Annotated in this window: 28 protein-coding genes; 7 read left to right on the forward strand and 21 right to left on the reverse strand. The window is 38.2% G+C overall.

The features are described from left to right. The first annotated feature begins 83 nt into the window (after nucleotides 1-83). Nucleotides 84-932: an AraC family transcriptional regulator gene (locus tag BM057_RS01300; protein ID WP_092090905.1), complete on the forward strand. Its 849-nt coding sequence runs from the start codon at nucleotides 84-86 to the stop codon at nucleotides 930-932. 110 nt (nucleotides 933-1,042) lie between these two features. On the opposite strand, the gene BM057_RS01305 is transcribed toward BM057_RS01300, so the two are convergent. From BM057_RS01305 to BM057_RS01350, 10 genes are all read right to left on the reverse strand, one after another. Beyond that, complete coding sequence (locus BM057_RS01305; RefSeq protein ID WP_092090907.1) at nucleotides 1,043-1,900, reverse strand: MurR/RpiR family transcriptional regulator; 858 nt, start codon at nucleotides 1,898-1,900, stop codon at nucleotides 1,043-1,045. A 56-nt stretch (nucleotides 1,901-1,956) separates the two neighbouring features. Then, entirely contained in the window at nucleotides 1,957-3,093 is a 1,137-nt protein-coding gene (anmK, locus tag BM057_RS01310; protein WP_092090909.1) for an anhydro-N-acetylmuramic acid kinase AnmK, read from the reverse strand. A 9-nt stretch (nucleotides 3,094-3,102) separates the two neighbouring features. Next, complete coding sequence (locus tag BM057_RS01315) at nucleotides 3,103-3,423, reverse strand: PTS sugar transporter subunit IIA (protein ID WP_092090911.1); 321 nt, start codon at nucleotides 3,421-3,423, stop codon at nucleotides 3,103-3,105. A 16-nt stretch (nucleotides 3,424-3,439) separates the two neighbouring features. Next, nucleotides 3,440-4,531 carry a DUF871 domain-containing protein gene (locus BM057_RS01320; protein ID WP_092090913.1) on the reverse strand — a complete coding sequence of 364 codons (1,092 nt, stop codon included), beginning with the start codon at nucleotides 4,529-4,531 and terminating at the stop codon, nucleotides 3,440-3,442. A gap of 26 nt (nucleotides 4,532-4,557) precedes the next feature. Then, a complete protein-coding gene (locus tag BM057_RS01325) occupies nucleotides 4,558-5,724 on the reverse strand; it encodes a GNAT family N-acetyltransferase (RefSeq protein WP_092090915.1) in 1,167 nt (388 codons plus the stop codon). Nucleotides 5,725-5,728: 4 nt separating this feature from the next. Beyond that, nucleotides 5,729-6,631 (reverse strand): BadF/BadG/BcrA/BcrD ATPase family protein, encoded by a 903-nt coding sequence (locus tag BM057_RS01330; RefSeq protein WP_143074463.1) that lies wholly within the window; start codon nucleotides 6,629-6,631, stop codon nucleotides 5,729-5,731. Between the two features lie 4 nt (nucleotides 6,632-6,635). Beyond that, nucleotides 6,636-6,938 (reverse strand): hypothetical protein, encoded by a 303-nt coding sequence (locus tag BM057_RS01335; protein WP_245741766.1) that lies wholly within the window; start codon nucleotides 6,936-6,938, stop codon nucleotides 6,636-6,638. Nucleotides 6,939-7,027: 89 nt separating this feature from the next. Then, a complete protein-coding gene (locus BM057_RS01340) occupies nucleotides 7,028-8,344 on the reverse strand; it encodes a PTS sugar transporter subunit IIC (RefSeq protein WP_092090921.1) in 1,317 nt (438 codons plus the stop codon). 71 nt (nucleotides 8,345-8,415) lie between these two features. Continuing rightward, entirely contained in the window at nucleotides 8,416-8,721 is a 306-nt protein-coding gene (locus BM057_RS01345) for a PTS sugar transporter subunit IIB (protein ID WP_092090923.1), read from the reverse strand. Between the two features lie 406 nt (nucleotides 8,722-9,127). Further along, on the reverse strand, nucleotides 9,128-9,856 hold the full coding sequence (locus BM057_RS01350; protein ID WP_092090925.1) for an NAD-dependent protein deacylase: 729 nt from the start codon (nucleotides 9,854-9,856) through the stop codon (nucleotides 9,128-9,130). Between the two features lie 348 nt (nucleotides 9,857-10,204). Between BM057_RS01350 and BM057_RS01355 the strand changes: the two genes are divergently transcribed. Both BM057_RS01355 and BM057_RS01360 read left to right on the forward strand, forming a co-directional pair. Continuing rightward, a complete protein-coding gene (locus BM057_RS01355; protein ID WP_092090927.1) occupies nucleotides 10,205-10,462 on the forward strand; it encodes an AbrB/MazE/SpoVT family DNA-binding domain-containing protein in 258 nt (85 codons plus the stop codon). Then, complete coding sequence (locus BM057_RS01360; RefSeq protein WP_218147432.1) at nucleotides 10,462-10,854, forward strand: type II toxin-antitoxin system death-on-curing family toxin; 393 nt, start codon at nucleotides 10,462-10,464, stop codon at nucleotides 10,852-10,854. Before BM057_RS01355 ends, BM057_RS01360 begins: the two co-directional genes overlap by 1 nt. 49 nt (nucleotides 10,855-10,903) lie before the next feature. On the opposite strand, the gene BM057_RS01365 is transcribed toward BM057_RS01360, so the two are convergent. Continuing rightward, nucleotides 10,904-11,992, reverse strand: a complete 1,089-nt coding sequence (locus tag BM057_RS01365; RefSeq protein WP_092090931.1) for a plasmid pRiA4b ORF-3 family protein — start codon at nucleotides 11,990-11,992, stop codon at nucleotides 10,904-10,906. A 324-nt stretch (nucleotides 11,993-12,316) separates the two neighbouring features. Between BM057_RS01365 and BM057_RS11820 the strand changes: the two genes are divergently transcribed. The 3 genes from BM057_RS11820 (at nucleotide 12,317) to BM057_RS01375 (ending at nucleotide 14,127) form a co-directional block, all read left to right on the forward strand. Continuing rightward, nucleotides 12,317-12,874, forward strand: a complete 558-nt coding sequence (locus BM057_RS11820) for a metallophosphoesterase family protein (RefSeq protein WP_218147433.1) — start codon at nucleotides 12,317-12,319, stop codon at nucleotides 12,872-12,874. A gap of 2 nt (nucleotides 12,875-12,876) precedes the next feature. Beyond that, entirely contained in the window at nucleotides 12,877-13,749 is an 873-nt protein-coding gene (locus tag BM057_RS11825; protein ID WP_218147434.1) for a bifunctional metallophosphatase/5'-nucleotidase, read from the forward strand. A 165-nt stretch (nucleotides 13,750-13,914) separates the two neighbouring features. Next, nucleotides 13,915-14,127: a hypothetical protein gene (locus BM057_RS01375; RefSeq protein ID WP_047389750.1), complete on the forward strand. Its 213-nt coding sequence runs from the start codon at nucleotides 13,915-13,917 to the stop codon at nucleotides 14,125-14,127. A gap of 676 nt (nucleotides 14,128-14,803) precedes the next feature. On the opposite strand, the gene rbsB is transcribed toward BM057_RS01375, so the two are convergent. The 10 genes from rbsB to BM057_RS01425 form a co-directional block, all read right to left on the reverse strand. Then, nucleotides 14,804-15,736 (reverse strand): ribose ABC transporter substrate-binding protein RbsB, encoded by a 933-nt coding sequence (gene rbsB, locus BM057_RS01380; protein ID WP_092090933.1) that lies wholly within the window; start codon nucleotides 15,734-15,736, stop codon nucleotides 14,804-14,806. A 12-nt stretch (nucleotides 15,737-15,748) separates the two neighbouring features. Then, the gene (locus tag BM057_RS01385; protein ID WP_092090936.1) at nucleotides 15,749-16,717 is read right to left on the reverse strand and encodes an ABC transporter permease; all 969 of its coding nucleotides are present in this window, start codon (nucleotides 16,715-16,717) and stop codon (nucleotides 15,749-15,751) included. Further along, complete coding sequence (locus BM057_RS01390) at nucleotides 16,717-18,198, reverse strand: sugar ABC transporter ATP-binding protein (RefSeq protein ID WP_092090938.1); 1,482 nt, start codon at nucleotides 18,196-18,198, stop codon at nucleotides 16,717-16,719. Before BM057_RS01390 ends, BM057_RS01385 begins: the two co-directional genes overlap by 1 nt. 12 nt (nucleotides 18,199-18,210) lie before the next feature. Continuing rightward, nucleotides 18,211-18,606, reverse strand: a complete 396-nt coding sequence (gene rbsD / locus BM057_RS01395) for a D-ribose pyranase (RefSeq protein WP_092090940.1) — start codon at nucleotides 18,604-18,606, stop codon at nucleotides 18,211-18,213. Next, nucleotides 18,581-19,486 (reverse strand): ribokinase, encoded by a 906-nt coding sequence (rbsK, locus tag BM057_RS01400; protein WP_092090943.1) that lies wholly within the window; start codon nucleotides 19,484-19,486, stop codon nucleotides 18,581-18,583. Before rbsK ends, rbsD begins: the two co-directional genes overlap by 26 nt. Continuing rightward, a complete protein-coding gene (locus BM057_RS01405) occupies nucleotides 19,479-20,462 on the reverse strand; it encodes a LacI family DNA-binding transcriptional regulator (protein WP_092090946.1) in 984 nt (327 codons plus the stop codon). Before BM057_RS01405 ends, rbsK begins: the two co-directional genes overlap by 8 nt. A 778-nt stretch (nucleotides 20,463-21,240) precedes the next feature. Beyond that, nucleotides 21,241-21,516, reverse strand: coding sequence for a hypothetical protein (locus tag BM057_RS01410; protein WP_143074464.1), 276 nt, complete (start codon nucleotides 21,514-21,516; stop codon nucleotides 21,241-21,243). Nucleotides 21,517-21,657: 141 nt separating this feature from the next. Further along, nucleotides 21,658-22,533 carry a UTP--glucose-1-phosphate uridylyltransferase GalU gene (gene galU / locus BM057_RS01415; protein WP_092090949.1) on the reverse strand — a complete coding sequence of 292 codons (876 nt, stop codon included), beginning with the start codon at nucleotides 22,531-22,533 and terminating at the stop codon, nucleotides 21,658-21,660. A gap of 126 nt (nucleotides 22,534-22,659) precedes the next feature. Continuing rightward, the gene (locus BM057_RS01420) at nucleotides 22,660-23,427 is read right to left on the reverse strand and encodes a tyrosine-protein phosphatase (protein ID WP_092090951.1); all 768 of its coding nucleotides are present in this window, start codon (nucleotides 23,425-23,427) and stop codon (nucleotides 22,660-22,662) included. Between the two features lie 629 nt (nucleotides 23,428-24,056). Then, nucleotides 24,057-24,776, reverse strand: coding sequence for a GDSL-type esterase/lipase family protein (locus tag BM057_RS01425; RefSeq protein ID WP_092090953.1), 720 nt, complete (start codon nucleotides 24,774-24,776; stop codon nucleotides 24,057-24,059). Between the two features lie 179 nt (nucleotides 24,777-24,955). Between BM057_RS01425 and BM057_RS01430 the strand changes: the two genes are divergently transcribed. Continuing rightward, nucleotides 24,956-25,537, forward strand: a complete 582-nt coding sequence (locus tag BM057_RS01430) for a GNAT family N-acetyltransferase (RefSeq protein ID WP_092090955.1) — start codon at nucleotides 24,956-24,958, stop codon at nucleotides 25,535-25,537. Nucleotides 25,538-25,554: the final 17 nt, after the last annotated feature.

Consider the following 25,554-nt stretch of genomic DNA (forward strand, 5'->3'; position numbering starts at 1 on the left):
TTCATTTTAGGATAAAGTTTGCTCATAGTGAATTATTGAATGTTGCTGAAGTTTGACATTTTGTTGCTTTCAGGAGGAAAAATATGTTTAACGCTGTCGGAACGTTTTTAACAGAAAAAGAATTAAACAAAGAGTTTTATGTCTATGAATGCGGCTATGAAGACGTAAAACCAAGAGAACCTTACCAATATGAGCCGATCGATTATTACTTGATCCACTTTATCTTAAAAGGAAGAGGACACTTTTTTATCAATGACGAACATATCGTTTTAGAAAAAAATCAAGGCTTCCTTATTCCGCCCAACACGAAAAACAATTATTATCCTGCGCCAGAAGATCCTTGGAGCTACCGATGGATCGGTTTCAAAGGCGAAGCTTGCGAAAAGATTTTTCAAGAATGCGGCTTGCTGCTTCCTGAACACCACGATCTCGTTTCAAATTATACTTATCAATTTTCTGATTCTTTTCAAATGGACCAGCATTTCAAGCTCATTTTCGATTTTTCGCAAGAGCATAACGCTTATGCAGCTTTAGGAGAAGCTTACAAAGTGATCAGCTTGCTGTCTTTACAATATCACGAAGAAATGACGCACAATTTAAGTGAAGCGGAAAAGTATGTCGAGCAAGCCTTATCCTTGATCCAACAACACTACCATGACCCAACTTTCAATATCGAACGCCTAGCCGCTGCCGTCCAAATTGAACGCACCTATTTGTTTCGGCTATTTAAACGGCAAAAACATATCAGTCCTAAAGTTTATTTGGTCCAATACCGCTTAAACAAATCTGCCGAACTGCTGCGAAAAACAAGCAACTCCATTGAAGAAATCGCCTATTTAGTTGGCTTTAATCACGCAACACATTTTTCAAGACAATTCACTCGTTACAAAGGACAATCCCCTTCTCATTATCGTGCCCAATTTTATGCATAAGAAGGTTTTTGATGTTTCACTCAATGTACTAGATTGATCAACTTTAAAAAAAACTTGAAAAAAAGCTGTAGCTACTTTTTACGCAGCTACAACTTTTTAAGGTTAATTTTCTAAAAATTACTTTTATATCGATTGATTTCTTCACGAGTATGCTTAATTTTCTTCATTGATTGGTGGTAATCTTTCATAACAAAATAATAAAATAATAAATCAGTTGCAATAAATTGAGCATGTAAAGAACTAGTTGCCGCACTTCTATTTCGAGATTCGTGAGGTTTCATGGTTTGTAAAACAAAATCAACTTGATTTGTTAGTGTATTATTTCCAAATTTCGTTAATCCAACTGTTTTAATGTGATGTTTTTTGGCAACACTAACTAATTCAATTATTTCTTTTGTTTCTCCTGAATTTGAAACACTAAAAAAAACAGAAGCTTTTGGTGTAGAAGCCATCATAGTTATTAATCCATGAGCATCAGTAGGACATATACATGTTTTTCCTATCCTGCTCCATTTCTGAGCAATATTTTCAGCCACTAAATGAGAAGCTCCAATTCCATATATATATATAATTGAAGCTTTAGATAAGACTTCTGTGACATTCTCAAGAATCTGTTCATTAATTAAAGACAATGTTTCTTCCATTGATTTAAATGCATTTCCTAATAGTTTACCCTTTATATCTTCCATTGTTTCTTCCGATTGAATATCTGCATATTCTATCTTCTCTTCTGAAACAATTTCAGCAGAAAGATCGACTTTTAATTTTGTAAATCCATTAACGCCAATACGACTGCAAAGGCGAATTACAGCAGGAGAATTTGATTGTGCAGCCTCTCCTAACTGAGCAGTTGTCATTTTTATAGTCTTTTCTGGATGATGTAAAATAAACTCTCCAATTTTTTTTTCAGATTTTGGCAGTTCGTCCATTACACTTCTTATTCTGCCTAAAATATTATTTCCAAGCATGTATGTTTCACCTCACATCACCAAAAAGAATACAGCAGTTCAATCTAATAATCAATTCAATCGTAATAAGTTATTTTTCCAAGTATAGCAGGTTTGTCAGCTCCGGTTGCATTAGGAACATTACTTGGTAAATGATGTAAAGTCTGATTCCCTAATATTACCATTGCGATAGCTTCTTTTGCTTCTGATGAGAACCCTACTTCTTCTTGTATCTTAACTAGCACATTTGGGATCTGCTTTTGAATCATTCTCACCAATGTTTTATTATAACTTCCACCGCCACCAATAATGAAATCAGTTTGATCATCGATAAATGGTTTTGCATTTTCAACAATAGATTTTGCAGTAAACATCGTTGCAGTAGCAACAAAGTCCTTTGGTTCAATTTTATCTTGCCATTTTTCTAGCAAGGTTTCTGTGTATTCACTTCCAAATTCTTCTCTTCCTGTTGTCTTAGGATATTTTTTTCTAATAAATGGATGATCCATCATTTCCTTTAAGAGGTTTTCATTCACTTTTCCATTCGCAGCATGTTGTCCGTCTTTGTCATATTTTTGCTCATAAAATTTTTCGCATAAAGCATTAATAATCATATTTCCAGGACCTGTATCAAATGCCACTACATTTTCTAATTTTGCATTTGGCGGAATAATAGTAATGTTTCCTATCCCGCCAATATTTTGAAGCAACCGTATCCGATTAGTATCTTGGTATAAAACAAATTCAGAGTACGGAACAATAGGTGCGCCTTGTCCATTTAGAGCCATGTCTCTTGTGCGAAAATCAGATATCACAGTAGTTTTAGTCATTTCACAAATAATAGCTGACTCTCCAATTTGAAGAGTCGAAGCAAATTGGCTTTTTTCAGGAGATGGTAAATGATAAATTGTTTGTCCATGAGAAGCAACAAAATTTAAATCTTTTATGGAAAAATCAGCTTTCTTACAAACCTCTTTTACTGCATTACCAAATAAATAACCTAGTTCAAAATTTAAACTGCATATTTTTTCAACTGAAGAAGTTTTAATAGAAAAAACATCTTTTATCTTATCGATTGTTTTTTTAGTAAATGGATAAGTGATAAACTCCACTAATTTTACTTTAGTTTTTGTCCCGGTGCCTTCGATTTCTACCAGAGCTGCATCAATTCCATCTAAGGATGTTCCAGACATCAATCCTACTGCAAACACCATATTTCCACCTCATTCTCTTAGTGTATTTATTTCTTTCTGCATTTCAATCATCTGCTGAATCAGTGTTTGTTCTGTCATAGAAGTCATTAATTGATCTTGAGCATGAATCAATAAAAGGCTGATTTTAACATCTTCTCCTCTAACTTCATCTTGAACTAACTTTGTCTGTGTATTATGGGCAAGAGTCATCTCTTCTTTACACTCATTCATTAATCTATCTATTTCTTTATATTCACCGCTGCGTGCTTTTTCTAGGGCATCATATGCTAAAGCTCGTGCGTTACCGCTGTGAATAATAATATCAAATATAATTGTCTCTAAATCTTCCATTTTCCAAAAACTCCTTTTATTTCTTCTTTAGATTAAATTTAAATTTCTGCCAAGGCTTGATTTGGTTCAGTAGAAAAAGTTCTTCTTCTGCTACTCGTCCAACAATATTAGTTTTCCCAGAATTTTTCATAGGCTGTAAAGCAATTTGCAGCTCTCCTGCATAATGAGCATAAAGCGAAGTTTCTACAATGATGTCGCCTCGTTTGATATCAGGTGTATTAAACGGCTTAAATTCATGTCCTTTATATTTCACTCGGCTTTGTGTGGAACGAATTACATAATCAGAAACATCTCCACGATTAAAATGGAATTCTTCTAAAACAATTTTCTTTTCTATACTTGGAATATCTCCTCTCAATTCACAGTTCAACGTTAATTGATAAGGATCAATTTCACTCAAAGCTTTTAATTCACCTTCTGCGGCAAATGCATTTGCGATAATAACATCATCAATAACCTCAGTTGCCCATAAATGTTTAGCTTGAACTTCGATGGGTAGCTCACGATGTTGCTCTAATGTACATAACCCTTCATCAACAGGCCAAGGCCCTATGTGAGCGGAAGGAGAATTAATGAAAGCAGCTGTTGTGATTCCTCGCTCTTTATACTGCTTGCTTGTCGTAATAAAATGTTCATAATTTAAACCGGTATAACGATGTGGATAAAAGTTATGACAGCCCATTAAGTAATCAGCATTTGCTTGATAACTTAAGATGTTTTCTAAATATTTGGTTCCGCTACTAATATTCAATTCTATTTTCAGATCTTGCGGATTAAAAGTCATAATAGATTCTTCATTCCCTGTAAATCCCATATCTAATCGAATTCCATCTGCTCCGATATTTTTAAAGAAGGTCAAGTCATTGTAACTAATTTCTAATTCGTTAAATATCTTTGGGTTAACGTCCGCGATAACTTCCATTTCTTTATTTTTTGCAAATGATATAACTTCTGTAAACTCTTTTACTATTTGTTCTTTATCGCCTTCTACGCTTAGTAAACATGTAAAAACCCGTTTAAAGTTATATTTTGCTGCGAGTTCAATATATTCTTTTATTTCTTCAAGCTTACTGTGGTTTGGATAAACCGATATTCCTAATCTTCTCATGGTTTATTCTCCATTTCTTTTATTGATCAAAAGTGACCGTAGAATTGTGGTTTTTCTGCTGGAACAGCTTTTGCCCAGCCTGCTAGAACTTCTTTTGTAGCCACCGCTTTATTTTGATAATGATACCAATTAATATCATGATAACCAACTAAGAAAGAAGACAAACTCGTAATGTCCATCTGCAAACAAGCATCTTGTTCTTTTTCAGCTATTTTTGTTGTTTTTTGATTCTCTATTTTGTAAACACCTTGGTTCCACGGCGCAAAATGATCTGTTACTTTCAGATAAAGCGTTTTTTCTAGGGCATTAAAAGGATAGGCCGATAAAAATTTTTCAACGTCTACGATTCGAACCATCTTGTCTTGAATAACTTTTTTTTCAAATTGAGGGTTTTCCCAGGTACTTCCAAAAGATTCATGTGCTGCAGCTGATCCCCTAACAGTCGAAACATTAGATTGATGAACATAAATGTACTGCCATAGTTTTTGCTCGGCATCAATATTCAAAGCTATAAAATCTAATAATATAAAATCCATGTCTTGTATAAGATAACGAATATATCCTTCTGCTTCTCCTTCTTCATTCAGCACAACTGCAAACATAGCTTTAGGCTGCCTCATCTTTAAGCGTTTCCACCATTTTTCATCACGCTGCATCATTCCATTTGTTTTTAGTGCGTATTTCTCATAAACTTCTTTTACCATTAATATGTTATTATCCATATAAGAATAATCAAAACGGATAATGCCATTTAAATTTTTTTTGTCTACATGGATCTTTTCGATTGGCAAGTTATAGTTTAATCGATCAAAAAACACTTCCCATCCAAAATAACGATAAAATGCTACTGAGAATGGACCTAAAATAGAAATTGTTTGTCCTCTGTTTTTCATTTCCTTTAAAGAATGAATAATCAGTTGTTTCATGACTCCGCTATTACGATACTCAGGATAAGTTGCGACAAAACCAATCCCTCCCATATCATAAATTTGACCATGTAAATTTATCTGTAGAGGTAAGATCATCAATTGACCTACGAGTCTTTCTTTATTGAACGCTCCGATAGTTGTGCTAATTTCAATCCAATTTCGAAAATCTTCTAATGTTTCTCCTTCATAAGCGTGTCGAAAGCAATAGTCTCTAATATCTATAATCAGATCAGTTTCCTTTTTAGTCATGATCCTATAGTCCAACGTTTTATTCTCCTTCTGCTAAAGATTGCAAATAGTAATAAGCTCCAATTGAATTTGAAACTTCTTTTTTAATTACTTCTATTTCTAAGGGCAACTCCTTAATATTAGAAAAAAATTGTTCAAATACAATTTGATTTTTTTCTAAGACGCTACCGGTAACTGCAATGCTTAATTGATTTTGAAAAGCCATTTTTTCTATCAGTTCTTTCACAAGCAAGGCTAAGTCCTGCCCAGCAGATCTTAGAATAGCAATAGCTTCAGCATCTTGCTGATCAGCGGCCTTGACTACTACTTTTGCTAGTGCTGCAACTTCATCTTTTTTGTGCTGATATACAAACTGAACGACCTCAAAAATTGTTTTAGCATGTAATTCATTCAAAAGTTCTCTATTCAGAAAAGAAATAGAGGACTTTCCTTTGTCATAAGCAATCAAAGAATTTTTAATCATTTGAAGTGCAATCGCATAAGCACTTCCTTCATCACCGAGTAAATTTCCCCAGCCACCAGCACGATACTTTCTTCCATCTTTTATCCCCATTGCAATAGAACCTGTTCCTGAGATAACCAAAATACCTTCTTTGTTTTGAAGTAAAGCAAAGTAGGCAAGCCAAGCATCATTCAAAAAAGTTATAGAAGAGTCATACTTTTGGAAATGGCCTTCAAGTTCCTCTTTAAAATTTCCAGAATCTAGACCTGCCAATCCAAATATAATATGACTGCAATTTTTTCTTCCTAATTTTTTGAAAATGTCTTCAATTGCTTTTTCCAAATGTTCAATTGCTTTTTCTTTATTAATTAACGGGTTTCCAAAACCAGTTTTAGCAGTTGCGAGGGCTTTACCATCTTTGTCATATGCTGCTGCTTCTGTACTTGTTCCTCCGCTATCTATACCAATAATATACTGCATTTTTTCAGCCTTTCTTTGCTTTACTGAATTGTTCTGCACGAACGATTCCTTTCACTTCATTTCTTTCTAACATTAAACGGCCTGTTTCAAAAAACATGACTGCAAATAATCCAGAAAGAATATAAGTTATCGTTTTAATCAGTTGAGGTAAATCATTAAATAATAAAGCAGGTATCAGTACAATCAAAAAAGCCAACAACCCAAATATCCATCGATTAATAAAAATTCCTTTTTTTTGTAAGAAATGAACCATTCCTACACCTGATAGCACAAATAGAATAAACAATACAATTATGATAAATTTCAAGATTCCTTACCTCTTTTCCTTACTAAAACTACAATCAAAGCTAGATAAAAGGCTGAATAGTTTATACTAAACAGCCTTTCGCTTTTACGTTAAACCGTAACTGTTTCTCCTTCTTCTGTTCCTTGCTCTTGTGCATTTTCTTCTTCCAGCATTTTTTTGTCATAAACTTTGACAAATGGATAATAAATAATTCCCGCTAAAATGATGTTGATAATAACCAAAGCAGCAGCTTTCCAGTCATTACTTGCTGATAAGAACGCTCCCACCGGTGCAGGCAGTGTCCACGGTGCATTAACAGAAAAGCCGTTTACAATGCCAAATTTCACTGCAAAGTAACTGATAGTAGTCGTTACTGTAGGTGCCAGCACAAAGGGAATAGCTAAAATTGGGTTCATTACGATTGGCGTACCAAAAATCAAAGGTTCATTGATATTAAACAAAGCAGGAACAATTGAAAAACGTCCGACTTGTTTTAGATATGCTGATTTTGCAAAAAGAAGCAACGCACATAACGAAAGGGTTGCTCCAGATCCACCAATCCAGACTAACCATTGGTAAAATTGTTCCGGTGCAATATAAGGCAATTCATTTGGCTGAGCGCCATCGATCAAGGCTTGCCCGTTTGCCTCCAGCATAACAAGCCACATTGGTCTAACGATTGAACCAATCACACTTACACCGTGAACACCAGCTGCCCATAATAAAGTAATTAAAACAACTGGCAATAAAACACCTATCAAATTATTTCCTAGAATATTATTTAGTGGAGAGAAAATACTCATCAACATACTATTGATGTCAAAACCAAGCAATACACGAATAACCCATACAACAATAATTACAAAAGCACCTGGTATCAAAGCTTCAAAGCTACGAGCAACCGATTCTGGCACTTGTTCCGGCATTGTTATCATCATTTTTTTCTCTTTAAAGAAACGTAATACTTCTACTGCAAAAATCATAGCTAAAATAGCAGAGAACATTCCAGATCCACCAAGATTTCCCATTGGAAGTACCCAACCGATTCCTTCACCCTCTGGCAAAGAAGCATCTACATTTAAGGGAATCGTCAGCATCAAGAAAGTAGCTAAAGATAAAACACCACCTGAAACGCCATCTAACTTATAAGATTTTGCTAAACTATAGCCCATTCCATACGCGGCATATAATGACATTAAGCCAGTCGTAATTCGAAAGGGTATCGTGATTTGATTAACGTATGGAGCAATAGCATCTGCCCAAGATTGAATTGGGGGATTACCAATAACTAAAAAGAAACAACCAATGATAATTAAAGATAATGTAGAAATTACCCCGTCACGAACTGCTTTTAAATGTTTTTGTTCAGCAAGTTTAGCCAAAGGAGGCATAAATTTGTTTTCAATCCAATTTAAGAAATTTGTCATTTTTCTTTTCTCCCTTTATTTCTTATTCTGACTAATTTGAATATATAATTAAAAAGACAGACAACTCTAATCTACTTATATTTCTTAATAAGGTTTAATGTTTTTGGAGCTCCAATAGGTGTATAGCCCATTGGTTCAACTTTTTCAATTGGGACATTGTTTTCTTTCGCATAAGAAGCAAATGTATCAAACTGATGTTTGACTTGTGGAGCAACGAGTAGCAAATCGTATTGTCCATCTTTTAATTCATCTTCTACTGAACCCGATCCCACAGCTTTTATATTCATATCTATTCCTTGCTTATCTGCTTCTTTTTTTATTGCTTTAACAACGATTGCACTTGACATACCACCTGAACACACCATTAATACATCCATCTTATTTCCTCCTAATAACTTGATTAACAACTAAACTATACCGACTAAAATAATTTATTAATAAAGAAGATAAGAAACTAGTTGATCATTTATAAAGCAACCTTTCAAACTTTTTTAAACGCTTACAAAACATTTAATACTATGCGATTTTCTCTCTTGTTCTCCTTTCCTTATTACTTATTTATTAAATTAATTAGCTGTTACTTTAACCATCCATCAACTATGTAAGCACTTTCTAACCTTTCCTAACGTGAGTATAACTCAACTGATACATTATTTCAACTTAAAATATAAAATAGTGAAATAAAAAATCATAAATGATGTAAAATGAGTGCCCAGATACAAATTACCTGGACACCCAATTGGATTCTTTTGCTTCTTTCTATTTACTTTTATACTTATCTCCTTATTTACTTTCCAGCTCTTTAATCACTTCATTGATGTCTTCATGCAGCACGATCGAGAATTCTCTATCCAACGGTGTCGGTGCTTTAGTGATCAATACACTTAAGTCACCGTCAAAGTAGTTTGGCAATCCGGCAGCTGGGTAAACTTCCAAGCTAGTGCCGATGACAAGCAGAAGGCCGGCTTCTGCCACTGCCTTAATGCTTTTGAACAGCAAAGCTTCATCTAGCATTTCCCCGTATAAGACGATGTCCGGTCTGACCAGTTGTTCATTATAATAAGGCTTTTCGTCTTGAACCTCGATCTCCTGATAGGATACCTTTTGGCCAGATGGCAAGCGAAAACGCAAGGCGCTGCCATGCAGTTCATACACCGCTGAACTGCCGGCCTTTTGATGCAGACCATCGATATTTTGCGTAATAATCGTGACTTTGTGTCCTTCATCTTCCAACTTTTTCAAAAAGCGGTGTCCGTCATTTGGTTTTGCATTTGGATAATAAATGTGTTTCATGAAATTGTGATAAAACAAGTCCGGCTGAGAAGCTAAAAAGGTGTCGCTCAACGCCTCTGCTCCAGAGTAGTTGATGCCGCTCAGCTGATCGTACACACCGCCTGAAGATCGAAAGTCCGGTATCCCGCTGCCTGTTGAAATCCCAGCCCCCGTGATCACAGCGATTTTTTGTGCCGATTTCAAATACTGTTGTATCTTTTCTATTTTTTTTGTTTTCATATACGATCCTGATCCTTTCTGACAATTGTGCTTAAAAAGCCTTCCATCTTCAATTTACCTCTTTTAAAAAGGTTTTGCCAATAACTTTGATCTTACTCTTCTTTTATTTTGGCTACTTTGAAATGGAGCCGATCTTGACGTTATGGGCTAACTTAAAACAACAAAATAATCCAAAAAACAAAAAAATTATTGACAATCAATCTGTATAAATAAATTAACAAGAAATACATCGAACGATACTTTTATTTTTTTATTTTTAGATTAAAAATTATATTTTTTTAAAAAATGTTGTTTTAATTAAAAAATATACATTATTGTGATAAAATAAAGAAAAGAGGAGGATTTAAAATGGAACAATACATTAAAAAATCTAGGAAGACGAGAAAACAAGGAAATACCTATATTACTTCCATTCCAAAAGAAGTTATTGAAGCTCTTTCTCTTTCAGAAGGAGATCAATTAGAATTTACGATAAAAAATGATAGTGTCAGTCTCGACAAAAAATTGTTAGTAGACACGCAAAATATTCCTAAAACCTTTTATGAAGAGATTGATTATTTTATGAATAAATATGATGAAACTTTTAAAAATTTGGTTGAAAGATAATGAACTATTTGACAATAGAAGAAATCATTGCAATGAATTATGCCCTAATTAAACGTTACAGTCCAAGAGAAATGATAGGTGTAAAAGATAAAAGTGCCTTAGAAATGACCATAGCTCAGCCCAAACAAAACGTTTTCGATAAAGAACTTTATCCAACGGTTTATGACAAGGCGTATATTCTTTATTTTAATCTCATCAAAAAACACTGCTTTCATAACGCAAATAAACGTACAGCTGTATTGGCATTGCTCGTTTTTCTTAAAAGAAACGGTATCGAATTAATCGTAGATAAAGAAGAGTTAGAGGAAATGACTGTAGCGATCGCGATAGATGTTGTATCCAAAGATGAAATCTCCGCTTGGATACAATCCTATGCTAAAAAAGTAACATGATAATAAAAAAAGATTGCTGAAGAAGAATATTCTAGCAGCAATCTTTTTTCTATAGGTGTTTCAATCTGCTATTGATCTCTTTCAAACTTTGTTCCCCATACCTTTGCATATCTGCCCACTCTTTCATCTCTTCATACTCAGGGTCATTAGGATTCTGTATAATTTTTAAAAAATCTTTATATCCATATACTCCGCCAACATCTTCTGGAGGCGTTTGTCCTTCCATTTTTGTACACATTGGATAATTGACCGCTGTCTCATCTCGTATTTCCTTGACTTCAATCAGATGCTCCCAGTTATCGCCGAAATCATACGTATATAGAAACGCAGAGTAGAGCGGCAAATAATCAGCCAATACCGCTTCAGTGTCTAGAACCATCGTAACACCTCCTCGAGCATAGAAAAAGGCTTCCTCATCATCAACGATTTCGACCTCTGGAAAGCCGTCTTTTCCGCGAAAAGTAAAATTGTGCAAGTGATAACCCTGCCAACCAAATGCAGCTTGCAGGATTTCATGCAGCTCTTGAAAAGTTTTTGATAACGGAACAACTAACTGACGCATCACATTCAAACTTTCCCATTCGAGACGAACGGTTAATTCGATAACTGGAAGCTTATATACAGGCGTTCCATCATGCTGCTGAAATGCCTCATACAAATGTTCACTCGGTTTTGTATATCCTCCAATCCTATCATTAAATGGATACTGACTAGCCCATACACCTATTTTTGTTTGAATCAATTGTTCTTGATCAATGAACTCCGATGCATTCTTTACAAAGTCACAAGCTTGATTCAATTTGCCTGTCATAGATCTATCTTTTGTTTTTCCAAATTCAACAGGCCCAGCCTCGCTTAAATATTGCTCTACTAATGCAGGATTGATTCCTTCTGCCAGAAAGGTTTGACGAATGGCTGTCTTTATCAAATCCTCAATCTGCTGAAGCTCTTTAGCCTTCACACCCCAAATGACAACAGCATAGCGGGTAGCATCATTCATCAATAAGATTGTTTTTCGACGATTCAATATAAAAAAATTAGCGTGCCAACAATGAAAACTTTCTTCATCTGATACAGTTAAATCAGCCGGCTTTAATTTCAGCTGATCGATCAATTTATTTGTTGCTTGAATATACATAAGCTATTCTCCATTCTTTATCCATTTCCTAGCAGTGGGGTAAGATCCTTTTCTCCTTGTTTCAAGATGGTTTTTGAATGATACACTCTAATACAATTGGTTAAACAAATCACTTTGGCTACTCATATATTCTCTAAAATGCACATTCCCATTCCTTTCCTAAATTCTCTTACCTTCATCATACTGTATTTTCTTGCCATTTGCCTCCTCTTTGGACAAATGATTTCTAAAAGATTGTTCTTCTATCAGCAAACAGATTTTTATCGTTCTTTTTCTTTAAATGCTATATTGATACCAAAGGAAACCAAAGAAAGTAGGGAGAATATGCAGAAAAAACTGACGATCGTTCAAATCAATGATACCCACAGTTATTTAGAAGCTCACGATGAAGTGTTTTATGAAAATGATCAGCTGACATTCAAAAAAGCTGGCGGTTATGCGCGCATTCAAACCCTTCTAAAAGAGATGCGTCAAGATGGATCGGTCGTGGTTTTGGACAACGGCGATACGATTCACGGCACTTATGAAGCCGTTGCTTCAAAGGGCTGGAATATGGTTCCGATTTTAAATGATATGGGGCTTTCGGCCATGACTTTTCATTGGGATACCGGGTATGGTCCCGAAAATTTGCAAAAGATCGATCAAGCCTTGTATTATCCTATACTCGCGATCAATGCTTATGATGAACATACCAATGAACTTGTTTTTGAACCTTACCGCATACTGGACGTTGAGGATATCAAAATCGGCGTGATCGGCATCGCCTGCAATATCATCGATAAAACCATGCCGGCCAGCTTTAGTGAAGGCATCTACTTTACTTTAGGAAAAGAAGAACTCCCTCGCTATATCAGTGAGTTAAAAGAAAAAACGTCGATATAATCGTGCTGCTGTCACACTTAGGCTTCCCTCAAGATACAAAGCTCCTGTCTGAAGTAGAAGGCATCGATATCTGTCTGAGCGGCCATACGCACAATCGTTTGGAAACGAGCGTTCAAATTGGAAAGACAACTTTGATTCAATCCGGTTCACAAGGTTCCTTTATTGGCAAACTAGAACTAAGTATCGAAGACGGAAAAATCAAGCACATTGATCATCAGTTGATCCCGGTAACGGAAGATATTCCAGAAGATCCGGGCATAAAAGAAAAAGTAGCAGCCGCACTTTCACCGTACCGCGATGCTTTAGAGACTGTCGTTGGAACCACAGAAATCGATTTGCACCGTGGCTGGAACGTGACGGCACCCATGGACGACTTTTTGCTGGCTGCGCTGCTTTACCATACTGGTTCAGACGTGGCTTTTTCAAACGGTTGGCGGTATGACGCCCCCATCTTAAAAGGCGATATTACTTTGAGACAACTCTACAACATCATTCCGATGAATCCACCAATATCGACCGCAGAACTAACAGGAAAAGAAATGTTGGATATGTTGGAAGAAAACATGGAAAACACTTATGCTGGTGACCCTTTTCATCAAATGGGCGGCTACCTCAAACGAGCAGCCGGCTTGCAAGTTTACTTCAAATTCGAAAACCCTAAAGGCTTGCGCATCCAAACATTATTTGTCGGCGACCATGAAATTGATCCTGAAAAAACTTACTTTGTCAGTTACGTCACCCACCAAGGCGTTCCCAAAAAATATAGCAAAAAACATCAGCACTTAGACATGAAAGCTGTGCCGGCTATGCAGAAACTGCTGCAAGAAAAAGGGCCCTACAAGCCAGACGAAAAAGGAAACTTCTATCTGATCTAGTATCTTCTTTATGCGGCTTTCGCTTATTCATTGGACAACAGCTCTTTGCTCAGGTCATTCGTTCCGCAATTGCCAGGCACTATTGCTTGAAAGAAGCTGCAAGGGTGTATCATAGATTCAAGTAACATTTGAAGAAAACATTTTATAAAAAAAGGAGTATCGATCATGACAGAAACAGCATTAGACAAAACGACCAAGATTGAACCGGAACTGATTGCATTTCGCAGATTATTGCACTCAGAACCAGAATTAAGCGAACAGGAATTTAAAACACAAGAAAAGATTATCGCAAAGCTAGAAGAGTATGGCATTCCCTATCAAAAAGAATCAGGAAAAAGGAATGACTTATGCGCCTCACGACGATCATTACAAACTTGATGAAGCGATTTTGAAATTAGGCGCCGCTTAGCATGTCGAGTTTGCCCTCTCGTTTTTAAGTTCACTAGACAAATAGGAAAAAGAAGCCTGTTCCACTAAAATCTGTGGGCAGACTTCTTTTTTTCATATTGAAGAGGCTTCCTTCACTTAAAACTATGCTTTATTACATACTCAAACTAGTTTACTGCTTTGAGACTGCTGTTATCTTTCCTTTATTGCACACTCAAACCGTGTTACTGCTTTGAGACTGTTGTTATCTTTCCTTTATCGCACACTCAAACTGGTTTACTGCTTCGAGACTGTTGTTATCTTTCCTTTATCGCATACTCAAACTAGTTTACTACTTTGAGACTGTTGTTATCTTTCCTTTATCACATACTCAAACTGGTTTACTACTTTGAGACTGTTGTTATCTTTCCTTTATCACATACTCAAACTAGTTTACTGCTTTGAGACTGTTGTTATCTTTCCTTTATTGCATACTCAAACCGTGTTACTGCTTTGAGACTGCTGTTATTTTTCCTTTATTGCACACTCAACCCGTGTTACTGCTTTGAGACCGCTGTTATCCAATGCGACTATCCTACTCTTTACTCTTCAGGCGACACTTTCTTTGCCAACGTCAAAAAAAGCCTAGGTCTTTCAAATGAAGACCTAGACACTTTCTCATACAATATTATTCTTTGACTAATTCCAATGGTGAATCGATTTTTTCTTTAACCTCTTTGCCTGAGAAGTAATCGTAAGCTGCTTGTAGGGACAATTTGCCCATTTCGCCTGGCTGTTGCGCGACCGTTGCACTCAAACGTCCATCTTTAACAGCTTTCACGCCGTCATCCGTTCCGTCAAAGCCGACAACTTGAATGTCATCTGCTTTTCCAGCGGATTCGATCGCTTCAATTGCACCTAATGCCATCTCATCATTTTGCGCAAAGACTGCTTGGATATCTGAGTGTGCTTGCAACATGTTTTCCATAACGGTCAGTCCTTTGGCACGATCAAAGTCGGCCGCTTGGCTGTCCAGCACATCTAAGGATTGATCAGCAACATTTTTGAAACCTTCTCCTCTTTCACGAGTAGCTGAAGCACCTGGGATACCTTCTAATTGCACTGTTTTCGCATTTTCGCCGGTCATTTCTTTGATGTAGTCGGCGGCCATTTCCCCACCTGCAACGTTATCAGAAGCTACTAGCGTTACCACATCACCTTCATCACTAGAACGGTCCATCATGATCACAGGGATATTTGCACTATTGGCTGACTCTACTGCTGGTGTGATCGCTGAAGAATCGACTGGATTGATCAGTAAAATGTCCACGCCTTGTTGGATCAAATCGTCCACGTCATTGCTTTGCTTAGCCGTATCATCTTGCGCATCTACCGAGATGACTTTTGTGCCGTTTTCATCCGCCAAATTTTGGATTCCTTGTTCCAAGGTTACAAAGAAAGGATTACTCAAAGTCGAAACCGAAACGCCGACCACTAATTCTGATGCCTCTTTTTCTTCTACAGCAGCATCATCATTTGTATTTTCTCCTTCTAATGTCGCAGCACCGCAACCTGACAACAACAATAATCCCGTCGCAAAAAAGCCTAATAATTTTTTCATCTGATTGTCCTCCTATTTTTTACGATCAATTAAAACAGCAATAATAATGACGATTCCTTTTACCACTTGTTGATAGAAACTAGAGACACCGAGCAAATTCAACCCGTTATTCAACGTTCCGATAATCAAAGCCCCAATGAGCGTACCTACGATTCTGCCGCGTCCGCCTGACAAGCTTGTTCCACCTAACACAACTGAAGCGATCGCATCCATCTCATAACTCGTACCGGCAGTCGGTTGCGCTGAATTCAAACGGGATGTAATAATGATACCGGCGATCGAAGCCATCATACCCGAAATCGCATAAATCATTATTTTGATGCGATCACTCTTGATTCCTGCAATATACGCTGCTTTTTCATTCCCTCCAATTGCAAATGTTTTTCTTCCAAATGTCATTTTATGCAGCAGCATAAATAACAAAGCAAAGCACACTAACATCAATACAACCGGGAACGGTATACCGAACAAGTAGCCGCGTCCCATATATTTAAAAATAAAACTATCGCCGATTCCTGTGATCGGATTACCATCGGTATACACCAATGTCAGTCCACGGAAAATGGTCATCGTAGCCAGCGTTGCAATAAAAGGCGCCATCCGTCCTTTTGTGATCAGCAAACCGTTCACTGCCCCTAAAACAAAACCAATCGCTACTCCTGCGACCATCGCCAAGATCGGATCCAGTCCGCTAACGATCATGCCGGCTGTCAACGCACTGCTCAAAGCCAACGTTGACCCAACGGATAAATCGATACCGCCCGTAATAATGACAAACGTCATCCCAAACGCGATCAATGCATTTGTCGAAACTTGACGCAATAAATTCAAAATATTATGCGGCGAGATAAAGCCTGGATTTAAAACGGTTACAAAAATCATCAGCACGATCAAAGCAAGCAACGGACCTAGTTTACTGATCAAATCTTTATAAGAGACCTTCTTATTGCCAATTTGTACATTCTCAACTTCATTTTTCATTAGTATCCTCCTGTCGCAAGCGTCATGATTTTTTCTTCGGTTGCTTCTGTTCTGCTCAACTCACCTGCTAGTTTCCCTTCATGAATGACCAACACACGATCGCTGACACCTAAAATCTCCGGCAAATCGCTGGACACCATGATGATCGCTACACCTCTATCTGCCAACTCATTCATCAGTTGGTAAATCTCTCTTTTCGCTCCTACATCGACACCGCGCGTCGGCTCATCCAAAATCAACACCTTTGAACCGATCCCAACCCATTTGGCTAACACGACTTTCTGCTGATTCCCGCCTGAAAGACTGCTCGCCGGATCTTCTCGCGTCATCGCCTTAACATTCAGCCGTTTCATCAACATATCTGCAAAATCATGCTCCGCTTTCGTGTCGATCAGCAAATGCTTCTTAAACCCATCGATCGACGGCAAACTGATATTATCGCAAATCGAATCTTCTAAAATCAGCCCTTCATCTTTACGATTTTCCGTTAAAAAGCCGATACCTTTACGAATAGCGTCATGCGGGCTTTTGATCAGCAACTTTTCGCCTTCCAAATAAAGCTCGCCTTCATCTAACGGATCGATACCGAAAATGCTGCGCATCACTTCTGTCCGTCCTGCACCCATCAAGCCTGAAAAACCAACGATTTCGCCAGCTTTGACTTGAAAGGAAATATTCTTAAACACCTTTTCCTGCCCAAGCTGCTTCGCTTCAAATACCACTTCACCAATCTCAGCGTGCTTTTCTGGATAATAATCCTCTAAGTCACGCCCGACCATCATCCGCACGATCTCGTCATTGTGCGTTTCTTTCGTATTTTTTGTCGCAACAGAAACACCATCGCGCATTACTGTGATCCGGTCACTGATCCGAAAAATTTCTTCCATCCGGTGCGATATATAAATAATGGCCACATTTCGACTCTTCAACTTTTCGATGATCGTAAACAGCACATCGATCTCTCTTTCCGTCAAAGCGGCAGTCGGCTCGTCCATAATGATCACTTCAGCATTTGTCATCAGCGACTTGGCGATCTCGATCATCTGCTGCTGCCCGACCGAAAGCGTACCGACATCACGATTCAAGTCCAAATGGATCCCCAGTTCGGCAAAAACACCTTTTGCTTGCGCTTTCATTTCTTTCGTCTTGATCCAACCAATGCCATTCTTTAATTCCCGTCCAAGAAACAAATTTTCTAAGACGGTCATATCTGCCCAAGTATTCATTTCTTGATGAATAAAGCTAATGCCATTCACTTCAGCTTCTTTTGGATTCGCAAATGTTCGCTCTGAACCATTAACCAAGATCTCGCCGCTGTCAGCAGTATGCAGACCTGTCAAAATATTCATCAACGTGGATTTCCCAGCACCATTTTCGCCCATTAACGCATGGACTTCACCAGCATGGAGACCAAAGTCAACCCCTCTGAGAACTGAATTATGGCCAAAACTTTTTGTGATGCCTGTCATCTTTACTTCCATTCCTTGCACCTCCTAAAATAAAACGCCTGCCTGCAAGATAATATTGGAATAAGGTGTCGCTTCACCTGTGCGGATCACGACTTTTGCTTGGCTTGTCAATCGTTTAAAATCTTCATGCGATACGAAAGCTACTTTTTGACCATCCAAGTGATGATTGATCGCCTCCAACTGTAAAGGATTGTCTGCTTTGATCTCTTCAGCCAACACAACTTTTTCTACTTGCATATCCTTCAATACTTCTTCCAGCACGCGAACGAACGTCGGCTCGGCAAAAGCCAACGCCAGATCGATCTTTTTCACACCATCTGGCACTGGCAGCCCTGCATCACCAATCACGATTTGATCCGTGTGCCCTAAATCAGCTAGCACTTTTGTGATCTCGCTATTCAATATCCCATTTTTCTTCATAGTTTGGACTTCCTTTCATTTCCGCTAACGTCGGCATCCCGCCTTGCGCACCGAATTTTTGAATAGACAACGAGGCAGCTAAGTTTCCGAATTTCACACTTTCTTCAATCGGCAGACCAGCTGCGATCGCTGCTGCAAAGGCCCCATTAAACGTATCACCGGCTCCTGTTGTATCTACCGGTTGTACTTTATAGGAAGGCACTAATCTTTCTGCTGTTCCATCATGATACAACACACCTTTTGAACCTAATGTAACGAAGAGTTTATTGGGATACTGTTTGACTCCTTCTGAAACCGCCCATTTTGGGAACATCAACTGAAATTCACTTTCGTTTGGTGTCAAATAGGTCACTTTTTCTAACCACTCAGGACTAATGACCCTTGCTGGCGCTGGATTATACAACAACTTGATGCCTTTTTCTGCACACGTCAAAATAACCTTTTCAACAACAGCTTGTGGCGTTTCATTTTGAATGAGGACCAAATCGCAAGCAGTTAATGTGTTTTCTAAAGCATCGATCCCTTCAACTGTCACCGCGTCATTTGCACCTGGAATGTAAATAATGGCATTGTCATTATTTAATAAAGTGATATGCGCTGAGCCAGATGGCAAATGTGTAACCCGTTTCACATTTTGCGTATCGATACGATTTTGTGCTAGATTTTCGATCAGTTCTTCCCCAAAAGTGTCGTCTCCCACAGCGCCAATCATTTGCACCTCACTGCCTAAACGTGCACAAGCAATGGCCTGGTTAGCCCCTTTGCCGCCATACGTCGTCGTAAAGTCGATCCCTGTTATCGTCTCGCCTATTTCTGGACGTTTGGCCGTCGTGACCACAAAATCTGTAGAAATACTTCCAATCACCGCTATCTTACTCATGTTCAACCTTCTCTCTTAATGATTCTCTCAAAACAAGTTCAACCGGCAACTGAATTCGCTTTGTCTTGACCGGTTTATTTTCGATACAGTTACACAGCAATTGAGCACCTTTATACCCGATCTCATAGGCTGGCTGAGCGATCGTTGATAATCCTGGATACGTCAAGCGGCTGAACGGCATATCGTCATAACCAATGATTTGCAATTCGTCTGGAATGTTGATCCCTCTTTTGACTGCTTCGCGCATGATCGCCAAAGCATAAACATCATTCGACGCCACCACACTATCGGCATTGGGATGTTCTTTGAAAAAAAGCTCGACCGTCTCATCGGTATCTTCCAGCCGAAATGATGTCGTTTGGAATAAATGATAAGCAATGTCTCTTTCTTTAAAAATTTGAATACTCCCTGCCAGTCGTTCAAATGAGCCCGGCACTTCCTTTGGCCCCACCATGATCACCACTTGCTTAGGGTCGCGGTCTGCCATCGCTTGAGCCGCCAGCATCCCGCCTTGGTAATCATTCGTATGGACAGCATACTGTTCAAAACTTTCCACACGGTCCAAGTTCACTAAAGGAATATTTTTCAACCGCTTCGAGCTGCCTTGCACAGCCGATAACACACCGGCAATATTGTTTTGCTCGAAGATTTTTAAATACTCTTCTTCCTTTTCTACATCATCTTGAACATTTCCTAAAATCAAACTATAACCCAGCTGATTAACAGCATCTTCTGCTCCTTTTGCCAACAACGGAAAGAACGGATTGGCAATGTCCGGCAGCAGCAAACCAATGAGTTTCGACTTCTTTTGAAACAGCGAACGCGCGACTTCATTCGGATAAAACTCCAACTCCTCGATCGCTTGTTCCACCTTTTTCCGCGACTCTGCGCCAACATATCCACTATCATTCAAGACACGTGAGACTGTCGCCACCGAAACCCCTGCTAACTTTGCCACCTCTTTGATCGTTGCCATCATTCTCACCTGTTCTTTCTATTGTGTAACCGATTACACAAACATAGTAACACGCCAGAAAAAGAATGACAAGTAGAAAAGAAGAATTTTTTTGCGCTAGATACCGTCAAATCTTCTAACGAAACACCTGCTACTTTACAAATAAATATTCACACCCGTTAATGACCAACTCAAATCTGTTTCTTCGTCTGAGTTCGTCATTACCTCCTCTTATTGACTAACTCAGATCTGTTTCTGTATCTGAGCCTGTCATTATCTTCTGTTATTGACTAACTCAAACTCATTTCTGTAGCTGAGTTTGTCATTACCTCCTGTTATTGACTAACTCAAACTTGTTTCGGTACCTAAGCTTGTCATTATTTCTCATTATTGACCAACTCAAATCTGTTTCTTCGTCTGAGTTTGTCATTATCTCCTCTTAATGACCAACTCAAACTTGTTTCTGCATCTGAGCTTGTCATTATCTTCTGTTATTGACTAACTCAAACTTGTTTCGGTGTCTGAGCTTGTCATTATTTCTCGTTATTAACCAACTCAAGCTTGTTTCGGTGTCTGAGCTTGTCATTATTTCTCGTTATTAACCAACTCAAGCTTGTTTCGGTGTCTAAGCTTGTCATTATCTTCTGTTGTTTACTGATTCAAATCCTATTTCACTCTTGAGTTCGCAAGATCAGATCCTATTATATGAAAATAAAAAAGCACTAAAAGAAATGTTATCTCTTCCAGTACTTCGATTTCATGTATTTTACTCAATTGAGAACTCTTGTTTATAAGCAGCTTAATAAATCACTGTCGGACATCCGATTTTTTTCATATAGGTCTTAACCCAATGCCGATGAGCTGCTTCTTGTTTATCAGAGGGAAAACTCTCCACCTCTTTGATCAAATCAACGCAGAAACGATAGGCTTTGCCTGCCTCTTCTTCGGAATTGAACAAATAGGATAAAGCCAATTCGTCATCACTGATATAATGGATCACTACTTCTTTCGGATACAACGTCATCATTGCAACGGCACAAAACTTTTCATCAATCTTTTCTGGCAACATCTTCATCTCTCCCAACTCATCCTATTGACACCGTTTACTGTAACCCGCTTTATTTTATCACAAAACTTTTTTTCAAAGTAGCTCCTATGCAAAAAAAGTACCAGAAGAAGTTCGCTTTCTCCTAGTACTTTGAAAATGTATTTACTTTTATTTCAACTCTTCCCCAAGACCAATAATGTATTCTTTCAATTCATCTTTGATCTGCGGATGAACCAAACCGTACTGGATGCTGGTTTTCATGAAGCCGAATTTGTCGCCGACGTCATAACGTTTGCCTTTGAATTCATGGGCGAAGACGCGTTGTGTTTTGTTCAATGTGTCGATTGCATCAGTCAATTGGATTTCGCCGCCTGCACCTGGTTCTTGGTGTTCTAAGATATCAAAAATCTCAGGCGTCAACAAGTAGCGTCCAATGATTGCCAAGTTGCTTGGCGCATCTTTTGGATCGGGTTTTTCAACAAAATTCCGCACACCATATAATTGGTCATCCAATTGGTTTGCAACATCAATGATCCCATACTTAGACGTATCTTCATGCGGCACTTCCATGACAGCGATCGTTGAAGCAGCATTTTTGTTATATTCATTGATCAATTGCTTCGTCAACGGAACCTTGTCTTCCATCAAATCGTCGCCCAACATAACAACAAACGGTTCATCGCCTACAAATGCTTTGGCATGCAAAACGGCGTCGCCTAAGCCTTTTGGATAAGACTGGCGCACAAAATGCAATTTCATTTTGGTCGTTTTTTCGACCATCTTCAGCATCTCAGTTTTATTTTTTTCTCTTAAATTTTCTTCCAATTCAAAGTTGGCATCAAAATGGTCTTCAATGGACCGTTTGCTTTTACCAGTGACAACTAAAATTTCTTCAATGCCTGAATCCAATGCTTCTTCAACGATAAATTGAATCGTTGGTTTGTCAACGATTGGCAGCATTTCCTTTGCCATAGCTTTTGTTGCTGGTAAAAAACGCGTTCCTAAACCAGCTGCTGGAATGACAGCTTTTCTGACTTTTTTCATCTCGTTATAGCCTCCAAGTATGTAATGATAAGCGCCTCAGCTATCTTTCCAAATTTCTGACAGATAAAGCACTTACTTTATTATATAACAAATAAAAAGACTTTTGAATCAATTTACCTTTGCGCGCTAAAATAGCCCTAAAAACTTAGACCGCTTCACTTTGGTAGGTGTCGGCGGAAAAATAGGATCACCATTCACCAAATCCTTCGTGACTTGCTGGTATGCTGCGACTTTTTCTTTGCCAAATTCTTTTGACAACTTCTGATATGCCTCTTTCATATGGAAAGAACGTGAACCGATATTATGCGCATCTGAAGCAAGAAAATGTACCAAGTCCGCCTCGATCAATTGCTTGCTGAGTTTTTGGATATCTTTGCCAAATCCGCCCGTATAACTGGCAGCCGTCAATTGCGCTAAAGCTCCTTTTTCAACAAAGTTCAGCAATTTGTCAGGATCTTTCAAGATGGCATGGTTGCGCTCTGGATGCACAATGACCGGCGTGATTCCTTCCCTTTGCATTTCAAAAAATAATGATTCCGCATATTCTGGAATAGTCGGCGTTGGAAACTCGATCAAAACATATTGATTGCCTTCATCAATAAATTGAACCTTTCCCTGCTCCATATCATCAAAAAATTCACCGTTGATCCGAACTTCCTGTCCAGGAAAAATTGTTAATGAAATATCTCTCGCATCCAATTCATCCTGCAACTCATCGACTAACGCTAAAATTTCTGGCTTTTCATTGTCCCAATGACCATTTTTATAATGCGGCGTAGCTAAAATGTGAGTAATGCCCTCTGCCACAGCTTTTCGTGCCATATCAACTGAATCTTCTATCGTTTTTGCCCCGTCATCGATGCCCGGCAAAATATGGCAATGCAAATCGATCATGTAATTGTCTCCTTCATTATCTTGTTTCAAACTAACTCCATTATAAAGTAAAGCCAACAAATTATCTAGATTGGGTTGGTAAAGGTTTGCTTTACATTGACAAAATGGATATCTGTTCAGCAAATCAGCAGCCTAATGACCAACTCGAGCAGCACATTCCGTTTGAGTTGGTAAATAACTCAGTTTAATGACCAACTCGAGTAGTACTTTCCGTTTGAGTTTGTCAATAACTAGGCTTAATGACCAACTCGAGTAGTACTTTCCGTTTGAGCTTGTCAATAACTTGGTTTAATGACCAACTCGAGTAGTACTTTCCGTTTGAGCTTGTCAATAACTTGGTTTAATGACCAACTCGAGCAACACATTCCGTTTGAGTTGGTAAATAACTCGGTTTAATGACTAACTCGAGCAGCACATTTCGTTTGAGTTGGTAAATAACTAGACTTAATGACTAACTCACACATCAAGACCAATTTGAGTTAGTCATTAACACATGTAAAAAGTACAGAATAAACTATTTGATCTAAAAAAGCTGTTTCCTTTAGATGAGGAGACAGCTTTTTGTATGTTCATTTGCGATTCAGTTATGACGATCAACTAAATTCCAAAAAAATTCGTTGTTGATTCATTTACTTTTTCACGTACTTCTCGATCTCGTTCAGCCAAACTTCATAGCCTGCTTTGTTCAAATGCAACCCATCAACTGAATATTCTTCCGATAATTCAGGACCAAACTTAGCAGCAATATCCAGATAAGTTACACCTTCCAATTGAGAAAGCTTTCTATTCAAGTGTGCAACGGCTTCGTTTATCGGTTCGCTCCGTTTGAAATAATTATTTTCAAATAAATCCCCGGCTACAGGGAAAACGCTCTGTACATAAATTTGAACATTTGGATCATTTTTCTTCAACGTTTGAATGATTTTCTTATAGTTCTGTTCGATCGTTTCAACTGGAACACCCTGTTTGATATCGTTGATGCCGATCAAAAGGAATACTTTCTTAGGATGTAAAGCAGTGATTTGCTCAGTGCGATGCAACAAGCCTTCAGATGTATCACTTCCCACACCTCTATTGGCTACTGAATATTCATCAAAGTACTCTCCCCATTCGAAATAATTCGTATGGCTATCGCCTGCAAAGACAACTTCTTTGTCGTGTTCTCCAACTAACTGCAAATTTTCATCCCTAATTTCGACGATGGGACTAACAGGTGGCTGATCTGCAAAAACCTTTGTTGGCCCATTTTCAACATACACCCATCCACCTTGTTTAAAGAAAATGATCCCACCTATCACGATAACAACCAGATTAAATATGATTGACGCTCTAAAAATATACTTTTTCAATCCTTGCTTCCTCCAATAATGCTAACTTCTCCTACTATCATAGCGCAGTCCTTTTGATTCAGCTATGAATTAGCTCAAATGGCGACAAACCTTAGATCTCTCAATAAATAGAAATCCTTAACTTTCCTTCCTTAAAATGGTACATTAAGTTAATGAAGTTTGAAAAAAGGAGTGATTTTTTGTTAGATAAAACGATTCCTTATGCAGAAATTTGGATGTGTCGAGAGCGGGAATGGCCGGTAGAAGAAAAGGCGTTGCCTGAAGGGTTTCACTTTGCCTTTTATCAAGAAGGTGATGAACGTGATTGGGCAGCGATTGAAACGGCGGTCGCGGAGTTTGATGAAGAAGCAAAAGCAATAGACTATTTCAATGAAAAATTTGCGCCCTTTCCGCAAGCATTGAAAGAGCGTATGCTATTCATCATAAATGATGCAGGAGAAAAAGTTGCGACGTGTTCAGCGTGGTGGAAAGATACGCCCGATGGCAAACGTCATCCGTTGGTGCATTGGGTAGCGGTAAAACCGGGTTATCAAGGAAAAGGCTTGGCAAAAGCGATGATGACGCGAACGATAAAGTTGCTGCAAGAGTTGGAAGTTACCTCCCCTATTTATTTGCATACCCAAACTTGGAGCCACATCGCCATTGGGCTATATCAAAAGCTAGGCTTTGAGATCTCAGATAAAAACCTCGATGGCAGCCCTAACCCAGATTATGAAAAAGCGATGGATATCCTTGCTGAAATTGAGCAGCGAAAAGACTAACGACAACGAACAAAAAA

The organism is Pisciglobus halotolerans, from assembly GCF_900113675.1.
Taxonomy (GTDB): domain Bacteria; phylum Bacillota; class Bacilli; order Lactobacillales; family Carnobacteriaceae; genus Pisciglobus; species Pisciglobus halotolerans.

Excerpts from the sequence above, each read along its gene's own strand:
- BM057_RS01300 (WP_092090905.1), top strand. The coding sequence starts at position 84 with ATGTTTAACGCTGTCGGAACGTTTTTAACAGAAAAAGAATTAAACAAA.
- BM057_RS01305 (WP_092090907.1), bottom strand. The coding sequence starts at position 1,900 with ATGCTTGGAAATAATATTTTAGGCAGAATAAGAAGTGTAATGGACGAA.
- anmK (WP_092090909.1), bottom strand. The coding sequence starts at position 3,093 with ATGGTGTTTGCAGTAGGATTGATGTCTGGAACATCCTTAGATGGAATT.
- BM057_RS01315 (WP_092090911.1), bottom strand. The coding sequence starts at position 3,423 with ATGGAAGATTTAGAGACAATTATATTTGATATTATTATTCACAGCGGT.
- BM057_RS01320 (WP_092090913.1), bottom strand. The coding sequence starts at position 4,531 with ATGAGAAGATTAGGAATATCGGTTTATCCAAACCACAGTAAGCTTGAA.
- BM057_RS01330 (WP_143074463.1), bottom strand. The coding sequence starts at position 6,631 with ATGCAGTATATTATTGGTATAGATAGCGGAGGAACAAGTACAGAAGCA.
- BM057_RS01340 (WP_092090921.1), bottom strand. The coding sequence starts at position 8,344 with ATGACAAATTTCTTAAATTGGATTGAAAACAAATTTATGCCTCCTTTG.
- BM057_RS01345 (WP_092090923.1), bottom strand. The coding sequence starts at position 8,721 with ATGGATGTATTAATGGTGTGTTCAGGTGGTATGTCAAGTGCAATCGTT.
- BM057_RS01350 (WP_092090925.1), bottom strand. The coding sequence starts at position 9,856 with ATGAAAACAAAAAAAATAGAAAAGATACAACAGTATTTGAAATCGGCA.
- BM057_RS01355 (WP_092090927.1), top strand. The coding sequence starts at position 10,205 with ATGGAACAATACATTAAAAAATCTAGGAAGACGAGAAAACAAGGAAAT.
- BM057_RS01360 (WP_218147432.1), top strand. The coding sequence starts at position 10,462 with ATGAACTATTTGACAATAGAAGAAATCATTGCAATGAATTATGCCCTA.
- BM057_RS01365 (WP_092090931.1), bottom strand. The coding sequence starts at position 11,992 with ATGTATATTCAAGCAACAAATAAATTGATCGATCAGCTGAAATTAAAG.
- BM057_RS11820 (WP_218147433.1), top strand. The coding sequence starts at position 12,317 with ATGCAGAAAAAACTGACGATCGTTCAAATCAATGATACCCACAGTTAT.
- BM057_RS01375 (WP_047389750.1), top strand. The coding sequence starts at position 13,915 with ATGACAGAAACAGCATTAGACAAAACGACCAAGATTGAACCGGAACTG.
- rbsB (WP_092090933.1), bottom strand. The coding sequence starts at position 15,736 with ATGAAAAAATTATTAGGCTTTTTTGCGACGGGATTATTGTTGTTGTCA.
- BM057_RS01385 (WP_092090936.1), bottom strand. The coding sequence starts at position 16,717 with ATGAAAAATGAAGTTGAGAATGTACAAATTGGCAATAAGAAGGTCTCT.
- BM057_RS01390 (WP_092090938.1), bottom strand. The coding sequence starts at position 18,198 with ATGGAAGTAAAGATGACAGGCATCACAAAAAGTTTTGGCCATAATTCA.
- rbsD (WP_092090940.1), bottom strand. The coding sequence starts at position 18,606 with ATGAAGAAAAATGGGATATTGAATAGCGAGATCACAAAAGTGCTAGCT.
- rbsK (WP_092090943.1), bottom strand. The coding sequence starts at position 19,486 with ATGAGTAAGATAGCGGTGATTGGAAGTATTTCTACAGATTTTGTGGTC.
- BM057_RS01405 (WP_092090946.1), bottom strand. The coding sequence starts at position 20,462 with ATGGCAACGATCAAAGAGGTGGCAAAGTTAGCAGGGGTTTCGGTGGCG.
- BM057_RS01410 (WP_143074464.1), bottom strand. The coding sequence starts at position 21,516 with ATGAAGATGTTGCCAGAAAAGATTGATGAAAAGTTTTGTGCCGTTGCA.
- galU (WP_092090949.1), bottom strand. The coding sequence starts at position 22,533 with ATGAAAAAAGTCAGAAAAGCTGTCATTCCAGCAGCTGGTTTAGGAACG.
- BM057_RS01420 (WP_092090951.1), bottom strand. The coding sequence starts at position 23,427 with ATGATCGATTTGCATTGCCATATTTTGCCGGGCATCGATGACGGGGCA.